This window comes from Listeria sp. ILCC797 (assembly GCF_900186185.1).
Classification (GTDB): domain Bacteria; phylum Bacillota; class Bacilli; order Lactobacillales; family Listeriaceae; genus Listeria; species Listeria goaensis.
This window is the reverse complement of sequence record NZ_FYBS01000010.1, coordinates 60,691-73,607: the sequence shown is the minus strand read 5'-3', so window position 1 is coordinate 73,607 and position 12,917 is coordinate 60,691. Positions and strand designations below refer to the sequence as shown.

The following is a 12,917-nucleotide window of genomic DNA, read 5'->3' as shown; positions in this document are numbered from 1 at the left end:
TCTTTTTTATAGAAGTGAAGCCGCCTCTTCGTCCACAATAATTGTCACATCTGGATGGTTTTGTAATACGGAAGCTGGGCAGTTTACATCTACAGATCCGTTTATAGTTGCTTTAATCGCTTCTTTTTTAGATTCTCCAAACGCAAACAAAATGATTTTTTTCGCATTCATAATCGATTTAATCCCCATGGAGTAAGCATGTGTTGGTACATCTTCTTCTTTTTCAAAGTGAACCTTATTTGCTTCACGCGTAGATTCTGTTAAAAGAACTTTATGCGTTAAAGAATCGAAAGAAGTTCCAGGTTCATTAAAACCAATATGACCATTTGTTCCAATACCTAAAATTTGAATGTCTACTGGGTGCGTATTTAAAATTTCTTCGTAACGTGCACATTCAGCTTCAGCGTCTGTTGCTTCGCCGTCAGGTAAGAAACTATCTTTAAATTTTCGTTTAGAGAATAGTAACTCGTTCATATAGTAATGATAACTGTTTGGGTCGTCTGCTGCAAGACCTACATACTCATCTAAGTTTACAGTTGTAATATCGCTTGTATCAACGTCACTTTTAATGAATTCTCCGTAAAACAATTCAGGTGTGCTTCCTGTTGCAAGCCCTAACGTTTTCACAGAACCATTTCGGATTGCTGTTTCAATAATTTCTAGGCCTTTTTTAGAACCTTCTAGTTTGTCTGCTGTTTTAATAAGTTGCATGTTTACTTCTTCCTCTCAATTAAACGTTTTTTTGACCATAAGAATATGTGGCAGTTAAGTTTAGGGCATCATCAAAAAGGTTAAAGTCAGCGTCTTTCCCTGCTTCAAGACCACCTTTTTTGATTAAATTAAACTCTCTTGCTTGATTGACGGAACTCATAAGTACCGCTTCTTCAATTGAGCAGCCCGTAAATTTAATCATGTTGCGGAAAGCATCGTCATAAGTCAGCACACTTCCAGCGAGTGTTCCGTCTTCAAGACGCGCTTGTTTATCCTTCACGATAACCGTTTGACCACCGAGTTCAGATTTCCCTTCTGGCATCCCTTTCGCACGCATCGAATCCGTGATAAGTGAAATACCGTGTGCGCCTTTCATTTTATAGGCTAGCTTAACCATGTCTTTGTTAACATGAATGCCGTCAACGATAAGCTCCGCCTGAATGCCGTCCTCGAGTAAAACGTGACCCGGAACACCAGGTTCGCGGTGCGTCATTCGGTGGCAGGCATTGTAAAGGTGTGTCGCATGGGTTGCCTTACTGGTTCTCAAATGCTCGCGCACATCATTGGAATGCCCGACACTAGGAACAACACCGAGTTCTTGGCATAAATTTTCAAAAGCAGGAGAGGTTTCATGTTCTGGGGCATACGTCACCACTTTGATTAGCCCGCCTGAAATGTCATACCATTTTTTGAACAGTTCAAGGTCTGGAGCTTGGATGTATTCTTCAGGTTGAGCACCTTTAAATACAACAGAAACGAATGGACCTTCTAAATGAATACCACCGATAACTGGCTCCTCTTTTGCTACTTCGCCAATTACTTTTAATGCTGCTTCAATATTTTTGTGCGACTGCGTCATCGTTGTAGGAAAATACGTTGTAATCCCCTCGTTTAACATGCCACGAACTTGTTTTTTGAGTGCTACTGGATCAGCGTCCATCGCATCATGACCGTAACCACCATGTGAGTGAACATCAATAAAACCGGGGACAACTTTTTGTCCTTTGGCATCGATGATTTCTTCTCCGCCATTTGGCTTAAAGTTACTCATGGAACCAATTTCCTCTACTTGTTTGTCGAAACGCATGTAAGCATTTTCCAAAACGAGTTTTCCTGTATAAATTGTTGCATTTGTAATTACTTTTACAGTCATTACGAAAGCCTCCTATTCTCAATCGGTCTATACCAATTATTATACCGCTTTTTTCAAAAAAAGCAACTTATCTTTTTTCTTTTTACCCTCAAAGAGAGAATTTAAGCAACTAAAAAACCACCTAGTAAGGTGGTTTTAGCTTGATACGTTTCGATGATTATTTTTTGTCTTTATTTTTTTCTTCTTCTTTTTTCTCAAGTTCAGGAATTAAGACTTCTTTGTTGTCGTCCTTTTCTTTTTTCTTGGATTCTTTTTCAAGATCATTTAGAAGTTCTTCCATGGATGCTTGATCTTTTTTCTTGAAGTTTTGTTTTTCGCGTTCGATGATGTCATCTACCATCGTTGTAAAGTCTTGCGCTTTATCTTTAATAACTTCTTTGCTTTTGGCTGTTTTCTTTTCAAGTTCATCCATCAGCTCATCAAAGGATTGCGAAAGTTCTTTAGCCATATCTGCTTTTTTGTTTGCCTCTTCAGCTAGATCGCGTTGTTTTTGTGCTTCGTGATAGTCAGAAACGCTGCCCCAGCTCATATCATGGATTACTTTGTCCATTTTTTCTGAAGTTTCAGCAGCATTTTTTTCAGCCATTTCAGCTAAGTGTTGTGTTTTTAAGTTTTTCCATTTTAAGCGCATTTCATGCATGCGGAGCTCTAAATCTTCTAATTGTTTGGAAGCTTGTTCATAGTGACCTTTTGTTGTTTCTAATTGTTCTTCGTATTGTGCCACTTCTGCTTTTGCAAATTCAGCAAGCTTAGTTTCGCCAGCTTCCTCAGCAATTTCTACTTGGCGGCGGCGCTTTTCAACATAAGTTTCCATTTCTTTATACTCTTTATAAAATAAGGATTTTAACTCGCGTTGTTTTTCAACCATGCGTTCTGCGTCTTTCATTTCAGCTTTTGTTTTATCCATGTAATATGTTACCGAACTGCGACGTTTTTCAGCGCGCTCATCAATTTTCTTAGTGACCTCTTTATTCCATTCTTTCATTTTATCAAAGAAATTTGCCATTTTGTTCTCCTCCAATTATTTATTATATGGGTAATCAAATGTATCGTTGTTATCATTTCGTTTATTACGGTTATTTTTAGTTAGGAAGTAAACAATTGCTGCAATGACTAGGACAACAATTGCGCCTTTTAAATTTGTAAGAATCATTAAGGCTCCGATACCAATAAGTATACCGTATACGACTTTTTCACCGACTGATTTTGTTTCAAGTAATTTTTTAAGCGAATAGAAACCTAAAACGGCTCCGAGTGTTGCCATAATTGCAGGCCATAATAGCGTTAAGATTAGACCAATTAAGATGACAACGAGTATCGCAATGATTATGCCTCTCATCATTTTTGCCTCCTTACTTTAACTGTATCCATCATAACGCGAATTTTCAACAAAAATAAGCAACTATAGAAGGAACTTCAAATCAGACTATAGGCTTACTTCCCTTTTGCTAAAAAAAACAAGAAAAAAATGGCATTAAACAAACGTTAATACCACTTTTCACTATTACTCTTGCGACCTATTTGCATAATTTACGCTTGACATCGCGCCTTCGGATACCATATTTTCTGCCTCAATTTCGGTTTCTTTCTCTTCTTCCTCTTCATATTTCTTTCGAATGTCATTCACACTGTCAAAAGGATCATTCGTTCGTTGCCGGTAAACGATATAAGATAATACGCCAACCACAGCTCCAGAAACGGCACCAATTAGCGCTAAGCTAGATTTTTTTCGCAAAACCCGCACCTCCTTATTACCCATTTGATTCTTTCCCGTTTGGAAATTTTTTCAAACAAAAACGATACTTAAAAAGTACCGTTTTTGTTATGTATATGTGCTTAAAATGAATCAAATGGGCTAACTTTTGGCTTGCGTACCCAACACATAATTGCCGCAATCAGGAATAGCAAGGCTGGAATGAAGCCTACCAAGAAAGTTGATGCAACAACGAAAAGACCCGCGAATAGGAATAAGAAGCCGGCAAGAACGGGCTTTTTATTGCCAACAATGAAAATAAAGCCTAGTGCTGTTAAAATGATGACTACAATTAAAGAGACAAGGAGAAAAATCGAATACTTGCCTAGTACATCAATTAACTGCATACTGGACGGCGCATCAGCCAAACTTATCCCCGATTTCTGTAATGTTTCTTCATAGTTTGCTATAAATATCTCACGCCCGCTTTGTGTAGCAGTTGAGTTTACAAAAGCGAAAGCATAGTAGGTCATGAGGCCTTGTAAAATGAGAGATAAAGCTAGACCGATACTGGTTAAAACCACTTCACCTGTTCTTTTAATCAAAATAAACTCCTCCTAACTCTCTTACTAGTTCAGTATACTATTAAATGTTCTGTTATTCCAAGTTTTTAAGTAAGTGCAATTTCATTTAAAAGCATGTATAATCAAATCAGACTTTGAATTAGGGGGATGAACTCGCATGATGAAGCGAATTTTCTTAGCTTATCTAGTGCCGATTTTATGTGTTGTAGGAGCGATTTTCTCGCTAATCCAGCTAAATCCAGTAAGGCCTGAAGCTGTAAGCACTGGAGTTCCAACGATTTTCATTCATGGTTATCACGGAACGGATCGCTCACTTCATGGCATGATTCGCCGTTTTGACCAAAAATATCATGTCGCAACGGATGCGATGATTGTCCATGTCAGCAAAATTGGCGAAATTTCAACAGAAGGTGAATATAACTCTAGCGCTAAGAATCCGCTTATTAATGTTGTATTTGACAATAATCGCGCAACTATTACGCAGCAAGCGATGTGGATGAAAAAGGTAATGGCTTATTTGCAAAAGCACCAACACATTACAAAATTCAACGCAGTGGCGCACTCGATGGGCGGTGGTGTCTGGGAGGCATATTTAGCATCGTATTCGAAAGATCCAAACTACCCGACCATTAATAAAGTTGTATTTTTGGCCGTACCACTTTACCCTGAAGAGTACATAAACGGCGATGAGCAAGTTGATATCCGAAACGAGGAAAAAGTCCATTCAAATTTTGCCGCGAGAATGGCGAAAGTTTTACCCGAAAATATCCCGATTTTGATTATTGCTGGTAATATAGAAGACGGCACGAACAGTGACGGGGAAGTAAAAGTGGACAGCGTACTGTATGGGAAAACACTTTTTAAAAACCAAAAAGTGACGACACATGTTATAGAAGAGCCGGATGCGACGCATAGCAATATGCACGAACTCCCTGCTGTTGACAAGCAAGTTATTCCATTTCTTTTTGGAAAATAAAAATGGAGGAATTTCTTCGATATGAAAAAAATCATCTTTTTAATACTCGCACTCTGTCTCCTTTTTTTAGGTTTTAGTTTTATTTTTCAAACGATGGATAAGCGGAATGCGGATGACAATAAGGCGAAACAAACGGTTAAAGCGAAAGCTGATGTGAAAAAGCCTCGTGAAATCGCTATTCCGACACTATTTGTTCATGGCTACGCAGGCACAAAAAATTCACTTGGTGGCATGATAAAGAGACTCGAATCACAAAATGATGCAACGAAATCACTTGTGATTACGGTTAAATCAGACGGCACACTTGATATTACGGGTAACTATGACAAATTTAGTCATAATCCACTCATTCAAGTTTTATTCGAAAATAATAAAAGTTCGATGGTCAATCAGACGGAATGGTTGAAAACGGTAGGTAAAGCGCTAAAATCGGACTACCATATTACAAAGATGAATGCAGTCGGGCATTCGATGGGCGGCGTTAGTTTGACAAATTATGTGGAGCAAACTGGAAATGACGCCGCATACCCGACGCTTGAAAAGCTCGTTTTAATTGGCGCCCCGCTAAACGGGCTAGCAATTGGTAACAGCGCATATGATTTGACGGATACAGGACCAAAAACAGAAACGGAACGCTATGCGAATTTTATTCAACATCAAGCATCGATTCCTAAATCGCTCGAAGTATACACTATTGCTGGTGACAAATTGGATGGCACAAAAAGTGATGGGAGCGTCCCTGTTTCAAGCGCGCTTTCTGGGAAATTCATTTTTTCGGATATATTAAACTATGAAGAAAAGGTTTTTGAAGGCGGCAATGCTGGACATAGCAAATTGCATGAAAACCCGGAAGTCGATGCTGTTATCGGCGACTTTTTATGGATTTCAAACGGATAAGATAACGCAAAAAATCACGCCGGCCTGGCGTGATTTTTCTTTTACAAGTTTAAGGATAGGCGAATCATATCGCGGCATTCAATGCCATTTTCGAAAATGGGTTCGGGGTAATGTTTCGTGAAATAATCTTTTTCGATATGTGTCATTCTGAATCCACATTTTTGGTAGAGCGCGAGCTGGCTCATACTGGAATTGCCTGTTCCGAGTTCAATTGTTCTGGCGCCGTATTTTTGTGCGATATTAATCGCCTGCGTAATGAGGTTTTTTCCGTAGCCTAAGCCCCTTTTTTCTTCCAAAATAGCGATATTCATGATTTCAATGGTTTTGGGGCGGGTTTTTAGTAAAACGATTGTACCGATGAGTTGCTCATGCTCGAAAAGACCGTAGCATTCGCCGCGTGCCAAGTAATCTGCGACGATTTCCTTTGATGGATCAGCATCGTAAAGTAGTGCATACGGGTAGTTTTCCGTGATTTTACGCATCATCGTTTTTCTTCCTCCTACCGAAAAAGTTTTTACGTGGTATTTCGCTCGTTCTCCGCACATCTAAAAGATCCAAAATAAATACGAATACTGGAATCCCCACAATCAACCCCCAAACGCCGAAAAATGCTTCCGAAAAAATCAGCACAATAAACGTATAAAACACTGGTAAATCGGTTTTTGAAGACATTAATTTTGGGTTTAAAATATACGTTTCGATGGCGTGCACGATGACCACAGTGAGCAAGATATAAAACACATCTGTAAACCCGCCGATGGAATACGCGATAATCGAAAGCGGAATACAAGAAATAATGACACCTGCAACAGGAATCATGCCGAGTACGAAAACCATGATGGATAAGCTAAGAAGCTGCGGAAAGCCCATAAGATAGAGGGCAATCGTCGTAATAAATGTGTTTACAAGTGCAATAAGAAGTTGCGCTTCTAATACGACACCGAATGTTGAAACGAATTTGCTTCCAAAATAAGCGAAATCTTTAAAAATAAAGCCAATTTTGCTTGTGAAAAATTGTGATGTAAACTGCGTGACACGCTCTTTTTCGAGCGAGAAAAACAAACTTAAAATGAGCGCTAAGAAAAAGGACATCCCAATGGCACCAATGCCTGATAATGATGCGATAACAAATTCCACGCTAGCTTCTAAATATTTCTGTATATTCGATTGCTTCAACAAATCCACAATCCAATTTACCATCGTATTGTCGCCCGGCTGGTTATACATGGCAACGAGCATATTCACGAGATCTGAAATTTGCTGGATAAGAATCGGCAAATAATAAACAATCGCGATATATAAAAGCGCGGCAACGAGTATGTACAAAAAAATAACAATGAGTCGTCTCGGAATTCGAACGCGCTTTAAAATCACATTTTCGAGCCTTGTGACTAAAAACGCAAAGATAAACGTGAGTAAAATTAAATCTATCATACTGCGAACTAAATAAATGAGCACGCCAAGAATGACAAAAACAAAAAGTCGTCTCGGGGTGTCTTTCTTTAAGAACTGTGCGAACCATTCCATTTCGCCATTCCTCCTCTTCAATACTTTCAATGATAGCACATCTCCTTCCTCATCGCTATTTACAACCATTTAAAATTCCTTTACAATAAGCCTATCATCCTACCTTTAATTGAAAGAGGGATTTTATGAAATCGAAAATTGAGCGAACAACGCTTAGTAAACAAGTTTATACCTTTATTGAAGAAAAAATCCATTCAGGTGAATGGCAAGTGGGCGATAAAATTCCGAGTGAGAAACATTTGATGGAAGACTTGAAAATTAGTCGAAATACTCTCCGGGAAGCCGTCCAAGCTTTATCCCAAATGGGGCTTTTAGAAGTACGTCAAGGGAACGGGACGTTTGTTGTGGCGAATAGTCCGCTTCAAGCTGTTTTGCAGGAGCGTGTTTCGAAGTCTTCTTTGCTCGAAATTTTTGAAGCTAGACATGCGCTGGAGAGTGAAATTGTGGCTCTTGCGTGTGCTAGGCGAACGGAAGCTGATCTTGAGTCGCTTTATACGCTTGTGAAAAAATGCCAGCAGGCGGCTAATATTGACGAATTTATTCAAGCGGATATGGCGTTACATCATACTATGGCACTTTGTTCGAAAAATGCGCTCCTCACGGATATTTATGCACATTTATTTGATAAAATTCACACCTCCATTATGCACTCGACGTTGCTTCAGGCAGATCGTTTGAATAGTCATGAGGCATTAGTTGAGGCTATTTCACATCAAGATGTCAAAAAAGCACAACATGAGGTGGATTCCTACATTTCACTTTACAAAAATAGAATTTCAGATGAGGGGTTTTAATTGGTTATGCTAGAAAACAAACAGGTTGCACGCAATCAAAAGATATTTTTAATGACTGGCATCGTTTTGGTGGCTGTCAATTTGCGGATGCCGCTCACGGCTGTCAGTCCACTGCTCGATTATATTCGCGAAAGCATGCCTATTTCGAATACGCTGGCAGGATTTTTAACGACTCTGCCACTCATTGCGTTTGCGCTTATTTCTCCTTTTGTTTCAAAAATTAGTCAAAAAACAGGGGTTGAAAAACTCGTTTTTTATACGCTACTTATGATTTTACTTGGCAGTATCATTCGTCCTATCGGCAATCTAACTTTTTTGCTTGTCGGCACGCTTTTTATCGGGATTGGGATTGCGTTTGGAAATGTGATTATTCCTAGTTTAATCAAAAAAGAGTTTCCGTTTCAACTTGGCATGATGACTGGAATTTATTCCATTTCAATGAACTTATTTGCGGCGATTGCCTCTGGTTTAAGTGTTCCTATTGCGACTCAGCTCAGCGGCAATTGGCAGGCGACACTTTTTATTTGGGCTGGCTTTGTGGCGGTGGCCCTTTTAATTTGGCTGCCACAACTTTCAACCAAACGAGCCCAATTGGAACAGACGCATGTAGTGGAACAAAGTCAAACGGGGAATGTATGGCATTCTAAAATGGCGTGGCAAATTGCGGCAATGATGGGAATTCAATCGGCTGTCTTTTACATTTCGGTGGCATTCTTGCCTGTCATGGTTCAAGAACAAGGCTTTTCTAGCGCTGAAGGTGGTTTTATGCTTTCGCTCATGCAATTCGGCATTATGCCTATCACGTTTATCGTTCCTATCATTGCATTTAAAATGAAGAATCAGCGCGCACTCGTTTTATTTTCAGCGATTATGATGGTTCTTGGCATTTTAGGTTTGCTCTTGCCGATTCAAAACCTTGCGGTGCTCGCTGTTGCGATAGTATGTCTTGGCATTGGCTCGGGGACTTCCTTTAGTCTTTGTATGATGTTCTTCAATTTGCGGACCAACACGGCGAAAGAAGCGGCGGATATGTCAGGTATGGCGCAATCAATTGGTTATCTGCTTGCAGCTTGTGGGCCGATTTTGTTCGGCATTTTGCATGACTGGCTAGGAAGTTTTATGGTGCCGCTCATCATTCTTCTGCTCGCACTTGGCGTTTTTTGTATTTGTGGTATGGGCGCGGCTCGCAATAAAACGATTTTTGATGCTTAAAAGCTCACGCCAAATAAGACGGAAGACAGATGGCGAGACTGGCCATCTGTCTTCCGTCTTATTTTATTCTAATTTCGCAAGGCGCAACTGGTCTTGTTTGATTTCTTCAAGTAGGTCGCTATCCTTGTAAAGTTGTAGCGCAGTCAAAGCGAGTAATTTTGCCCCAAGTAAAAGGGCTTTATCTCCTTCGCTTGATTTTGCTGCTTCGCGAAATTCATCTGTGTGAGCGACGAGCGTTTCTGGTCCGATTTTAATAAAGGGGTGAATGGTTGGAATGACTTGGCTGACGTTGCCTGCATCGCTCGACCCGACCCCAGCCCCGTCTGTATCGCACGGAATATCTAACTGCTTTGCAATCTCGGCGAAAAGGTGATTAAACGGCTTATTTACCCAGACATTGTCAACTCCGTTTTGAATACGAATTGCGTTCATCTTAGCGCCGGTTTGTAAAGCGGCACCTTCTGCGACTTGGATAACGCGTTCGGTTAAAGTATTTAAGTTCTTGCGCTTCGCGGCGCGAACGAAAAAGCGCGCTTTCGCGTAATCTGGCACAATATTCGCCGCTTTACCGCCGTCCGTTATGATACCATGAATGCTCGCATCTTTTGGCAAATGCTGTCTAAGCGCATTAATCCCGTTGTAGAATTGAATGACGCCGTCCAGCGCGTTAATTCCTGCCTCCGGATTAGTTGCTGCGTGTGCCGCCTTTCCAATAAATTCAAAATCAAGCACATCAACGGCCGGGGCTGGCACCGTAACATGTGTTTTCCCATTTGGGTGAATCATAAGTGCTGCGTCAATATTAGCAAATAATCCCTCGCGCACGAAACTTCCCTTCGCACTGCCATTTGGCCCGCCTTCCTCAGCTGGCGTACCGTAAACGAGCACATCTCCACCAATTTCCGCCAAAACACGCGCAAGCGAAATCGCCGCAAATACACTCGTCGTTCCAATAAGATTATGACCGCACGCGTGCCCGAGCCCAGGAAGCGCATCGTACTCCGCCAAAAAGACAACTCGAGGCCCTTTTTTTCCACTGCTTTTTTCGGCAATAAAGGCTGTTTCATGACTAGCAACACCGCGTTTCAAAGTGAAACCTTCTTTTTCAAGTGTGTCCGCCAAAAGCTGACTCGCAAAAAACTCTTCATTCCCAATTTCCGGCCGCGCATGAATCGCGTGACTCATCGCCACAAACGTCGCCTGATTTTCCTCTAAATACGTCAAAATTTGCTCTTCCAAAATCCATCCCCCTATTCAAAAGACCTCAGTCTGATTGTGCCATGGTACGTTTTGCTTCAGTTTAGAGTTTTCCTTACAATCTGAGACCTCTTTTCAAAGAAAAGAGGTCCGATTTTTTATTAATATACCGCGCTTACACGTTCATGTCAACGCCTGTTTTGTTTCCGAAGGCGTTCCAATTTTTCTGCGATACGCGATTTGGCCGCTGCAGTGGCTGCTTCATTTTTTGTCACCGTACCGTCTTCTGCAATCAAAACGGCGTCGCCTTCTTTTAGGTCGGTTGGAATTTTAGCTTGTGCGATTTCAAATTCCGTTTCATCTGGTTTTATAAGAAACACCGCGATGCCATCTTCAATTCGGTCAAGCACTGCTTCCATTCTGTTCACCTACTTCGTTACCGCAATTCCTTGCGCTTTGATTTGTCTTACAATGCCATCACCAATTCCGTTAATCCGTTTTAAATCGTCAACCTTTTCATAAGGCCGCTCCGCAATGATTTTGCCTGCCAGTTCTGGACCGATAAGCGGTAAAAATTGTAATTCCTCTAGTGAAGCCGTATTTAAATTGATGGAAGTTGGCATTTCTTCCGACTTTCCTTCGTCGGTTTTGGATTCTGCCCGTTGTTTCGTATCCGCTTTATAACTGCTTCCGGATTTGGGCGTGCCCGCTTTTTCCGTAGCCACATTAAGCGTTTGTCCGTCTGTCGTAATCGTCACCGTACCGTTCACATCTGTTCCGTAAGTTTGAATGTTTCGCTCTTTTAGCCATTCCAAAACCTCGACGTGAGGATGCCCGTAACTGTTCCCCTTTTCCGCAGAATAAATTGCTACTTCCGGCTCTACTTTATCCAAGAAAAAAGGTTGGTTTGAAGTGGAAGAACCATGGTGCCCGAGGTCTAAGATGTCGGCTTTCAGGTTGATGCCGCTGTCCACCATCTCCTCTTCGCGCCCCTTTTCAGCATCCCCAGTGAAAATCGCCGAAATGTCCTTGTATGTAAGCCTGATTGCAATACTATCATTATTTGCATCGTTACTAAGTGTTTTTGGGCTTAAAACGGAGAGTTCAAACGGTCCAAAAGACGCCTCATCTCCTGTTCTGGGTTCCTTATATGCCGCTCCGGAATCAAGCGCCGCATCAATAACGCGCTCATAAATTGAGCTATTAAAAGTTAAGCCGTCCATCCAAATTTCCTTTGGCTTGTATGTTTGAATAATTTTATCGGCGTTGCCAATATGATCGGCGTGCGGATGCGTCAAAAGAAGCAAATCAATTTTTTCGACATTTTTTTCTTTTAAGTACGTCAAAATGCGATTGTCATCGCTCCGCCCAGTATCAATTAAAATGGTCGTGCCGTCGTCCGCCTCAATTAGGGTGCTGTCCCCTTGACCAACGTCAAAAAATGTAAAACTTGCGCCATCTAACTTTTCCGAAGAAACCTTGCTTTCCGCTTCTCCTGAAACGATGGACATGTTGCTACAACCCGATAATACGAGTAGTGCAGCAAATAAAACTACTAATTTTTTCATCTAGTAAAAACCCCCTGTTTTAGTAGCTTAACAGAACGTACGTTTTGCGTCAATCTAAAAAAACTGCAAGCTTTACGCTTGCAGTTCATTAACTTTGCATTTACTTGACCGTTTCCGTGAAGGAATATTTGACTTCCTCTGTTTCAGGATTATAGTCAATTTCCCAGTCGTGCTCTTTGAAGAACCAATAATCATGCTCTTCGATAAAGAACAGAATGCCTTCTTCTTGATCGGTTACAACGGCTTCGTTCGGGACAGCAGCAGAAACTCCAATTGAAAAACCTGGATGCAAGGAACTATTGGAGCCACCGTATTTAGCGAAAAGGCGAATACCGTTATCGCCTGATACATCGAACTCATCTTTAAACCAGCTTTGGGCATTTTCCGTCACTTTGATTTCCATAATTTCACTCCTCATTCCTTAATGGTTTATAGTTAGATTAGCAGATTTTTAATGATTAATCATGCATTCTGCTTTTATGCTTGATTTTTTTATACCTCTTTTCGCAAAACTTTAAACATTTTGTTAGATAACAATTTTCCCATACAAGTTCTGTTATATAACATCATTTGTGCAAAAAAAAGATGTGACTGCGCGCCACATC

The 12,917-nt window shown here is 40.8% G+C and carries 16 protein-coding genes; 4 read left to right on the top strand and 12 right to left on the bottom strand.

Features of this window, described 5'->3' with window-relative positions; translation table 11 throughout:
- Positions 1-6 precede the first annotated feature (6 nt).
- From BN1609_RS10885 to BN1609_RS10860, 6 genes are all read right to left on the bottom strand, one after another.
- Entirely contained in the window at positions 7-711 is a 705-nt protein-coding gene (locus BN1609_RS10885) for a glucosamine-6-phosphate deaminase (RefSeq protein WP_088809102.1), read from the bottom strand.
- 19 nt (positions 712-730) lie between these two features.
- The gene (gene nagA / locus BN1609_RS10880) at positions 731-1,864 is read right to left on the bottom strand and encodes an N-acetylglucosamine-6-phosphate deacetylase (RefSeq protein ID WP_088840851.1); all 1,134 of its coding nucleotides are present in this window, start codon (positions 1,862-1,864) and stop codon (positions 731-733) included.
- A 157-nt stretch (positions 1,865-2,021) separates the two neighbouring features.
- Complete coding sequence (locus BN1609_RS10875) at positions 2,022-2,870, bottom strand: PspA/IM30 family protein (protein ID WP_088809104.1); 849 nt, start codon at positions 2,868-2,870, stop codon at positions 2,022-2,024.
- Between the two features lie 15 nt (positions 2,871-2,885).
- On the bottom strand, positions 2,886-3,203 hold the full coding sequence (locus tag BN1609_RS10870; protein ID WP_088809105.1) for a hypothetical protein: 318 nt from the start codon (positions 3,201-3,203) through the stop codon (positions 2,886-2,888).
- A 165-nt stretch (positions 3,204-3,368) separates the two neighbouring features.
- Positions 3,369-3,608: a hypothetical protein gene (locus BN1609_RS10865; protein WP_240310325.1), complete on the bottom strand. Its 240-nt coding sequence runs from the start codon at positions 3,606-3,608 to the stop codon at positions 3,369-3,371.
- Between the two features lie 92 nt (positions 3,609-3,700).
- Positions 3,701-4,162 carry a DUF4064 domain-containing protein gene (locus tag BN1609_RS10860; RefSeq protein WP_088840850.1) on the bottom strand — a complete coding sequence of 154 codons (462 nt, stop codon included), beginning with the start codon at positions 4,160-4,162 and terminating at the stop codon, positions 3,701-3,703.
- A 136-nt stretch (positions 4,163-4,298) separates the two neighbouring features.
- Here BN1609_RS10860 and BN1609_RS10855 point away from each other — a divergent pair, with 136 nt between their 5' ends.
- Together BN1609_RS10855 and BN1609_RS10850 are read left to right on the top strand one after the other, a co-directional pair.
- On the top strand, positions 4,299-5,117 hold the full coding sequence (locus BN1609_RS10855; protein ID WP_088809108.1) for an alpha/beta hydrolase: 819 nt from the start codon (positions 4,299-4,301) through the stop codon (positions 5,115-5,117).
- A 21-nt stretch (positions 5,118-5,138) separates the two neighbouring features.
- Positions 5,139-6,014, top strand: coding sequence for an alpha/beta hydrolase (locus BN1609_RS10850; RefSeq protein WP_088840849.1), 876 nt, complete (start codon positions 5,139-5,141; stop codon positions 6,012-6,014).
- Positions 6,015-6,055: 41 nt separating this feature from the next.
- On the opposite strand, the gene BN1609_RS10845 is transcribed toward BN1609_RS10850, so the two are convergent.
- Positions 6,056-6,499: a GNAT family N-acetyltransferase gene (locus BN1609_RS10845; RefSeq protein ID WP_088809110.1), complete on the bottom strand. Its 444-nt coding sequence runs from the start codon at positions 6,497-6,499 to the stop codon at positions 6,056-6,058.
- The gene (locus BN1609_RS10840) at positions 6,489-7,541 is read right to left on the bottom strand and encodes an AI-2E family transporter (protein ID WP_088809111.1); all 1,053 of its coding nucleotides are present in this window, start codon (positions 7,539-7,541) and stop codon (positions 6,489-6,491) included. The genes BN1609_RS10845 and BN1609_RS10840 overlap by 11 nt, the downstream gene beginning before the upstream one ends.
- A gap of 125 nt (positions 7,542-7,666) precedes the next feature.
- Here BN1609_RS10840 and BN1609_RS10835 point away from each other — a divergent pair, with 125 nt between their 5' ends.
- Both BN1609_RS10835 and BN1609_RS10830 read left to right on the top strand, forming a co-directional pair.
- The gene (locus tag BN1609_RS10835) at positions 7,667-8,335 is read left to right on the top strand and encodes a FadR/GntR family transcriptional regulator (RefSeq protein ID WP_088840848.1); all 669 of its coding nucleotides are present in this window, start codon (positions 7,667-7,669) and stop codon (positions 8,333-8,335) included.
- 6 nt (positions 8,336-8,341) lie between these two features.
- Positions 8,342-9,547, top strand: a complete 1,206-nt coding sequence (locus tag BN1609_RS10830; RefSeq protein WP_088809442.1) for an MFS transporter — start codon at positions 8,342-8,344, stop codon at positions 9,545-9,547.
- 63 nt (positions 9,548-9,610) lie between these two features.
- Here BN1609_RS10830 and BN1609_RS10825 read toward each other — a convergent pair whose 3' ends face one another.
- The 4 genes from BN1609_RS10825 to BN1609_RS10810 form a co-directional block, all read right to left on the bottom strand.
- Positions 9,611-10,732: a M20 family metallopeptidase gene (locus tag BN1609_RS10825; protein WP_088809443.1), complete on the bottom strand. Its 1,122-nt coding sequence runs from the start codon at positions 10,730-10,732 to the stop codon at positions 9,611-9,613.
- Positions 10,733-10,932: 200 nt separating this feature from the next.
- Positions 10,933-11,163 carry a DUF3006 domain-containing protein gene (locus tag BN1609_RS10820; protein ID WP_088815321.1) on the bottom strand — a complete coding sequence of 77 codons (231 nt, stop codon included), beginning with the start codon at positions 11,161-11,163 and terminating at the stop codon, positions 10,933-10,935.
- Positions 11,164-11,172: 9 nt separating this feature from the next.
- On the bottom strand, positions 11,173-12,312 hold the full coding sequence (locus BN1609_RS10815) for an MBL fold metallo-hydrolase (protein WP_088815322.1): 1,140 nt from the start codon (positions 12,310-12,312) through the stop codon (positions 11,173-11,175).
- A gap of 100 nt (positions 12,313-12,412) precedes the next feature.
- Complete coding sequence (locus BN1609_RS10810; RefSeq protein ID WP_088809115.1) at positions 12,413-12,715, bottom strand: HesB/YadR/YfhF family protein; 303 nt, start codon at positions 12,713-12,715, stop codon at positions 12,413-12,415.
- Positions 12,716-12,917 lie beyond the last annotated feature (202 nt).

Coding starts and splice junctions, on each gene's coding strand:
- BN1609_RS10885 (WP_088809102.1), bottom strand. CDS start 711: ATGCAACTTATTAAAACAGCAGACAAACTAGAAGGTTCTAAAAAAGGC.
- nagA (WP_088840851.1), bottom strand. CDS start 1,864: ATGACTGTAAAAGTAATTACAAATGCAACAATTTATACAGGAAAACTC.
- BN1609_RS10875 (WP_088809104.1), bottom strand. CDS start 2,870: ATGGCAAATTTCTTTGATAAAATGAAAGAATGGAATAAAGAGGTCACT.
- BN1609_RS10870 (WP_088809105.1), bottom strand. CDS start 3,203: ATGAGAGGCATAATCATTGCGATACTCGTTGTCATCTTAATTGGTCTA.
- BN1609_RS10855 (WP_088809108.1), top strand. CDS start 4,299: ATGATGAAGCGAATTTTCTTAGCTTATCTAGTGCCGATTTTATGTGTT.
- BN1609_RS10850 (WP_088840849.1), top strand. CDS start 5,139: ATGAAAAAAATCATCTTTTTAATACTCGCACTCTGTCTCCTTTTTTTA.
- BN1609_RS10845 (WP_088809110.1), bottom strand. CDS start 6,499: ATGATGCGTAAAATCACGGAAAACTACCCGTATGCACTACTTTACGAT.
- BN1609_RS10840 (WP_088809111.1), bottom strand. CDS start 7,541: ATGGAATGGTTCGCACAGTTCTTAAAGAAAGACACCCCGAGACGACTT.
- BN1609_RS10835 (WP_088840848.1), top strand. CDS start 7,667: ATGAAATCGAAAATTGAGCGAACAACGCTTAGTAAACAAGTTTATACC.
- BN1609_RS10830 (WP_088809442.1), top strand. CDS start 8,342: ATGCTAGAAAACAAACAGGTTGCACGCAATCAAAAGATATTTTTAATG.
- BN1609_RS10825 (WP_088809443.1), bottom strand. CDS start 10,732: ATGAGTCACGCGATTCATGCGCGGCCGGAAATTGGGAATGAAGAGTTT.
- BN1609_RS10820 (WP_088815321.1), bottom strand. CDS start 11,163: ATGGAAGCAGTGCTTGACCGAATTGAAGATGGCATCGCGGTGTTTCTT.
- BN1609_RS10815 (WP_088815322.1), bottom strand. CDS start 12,312: ATGAAAAAATTAGTAGTTTTATTTGCTGCACTACTCGTATTATCGGGT.
- BN1609_RS10810 (WP_088809115.1), bottom strand. CDS start 12,715: ATGGAAATCAAAGTGACGGAAAATGCCCAAAGCTGGTTTAAAGATGAG.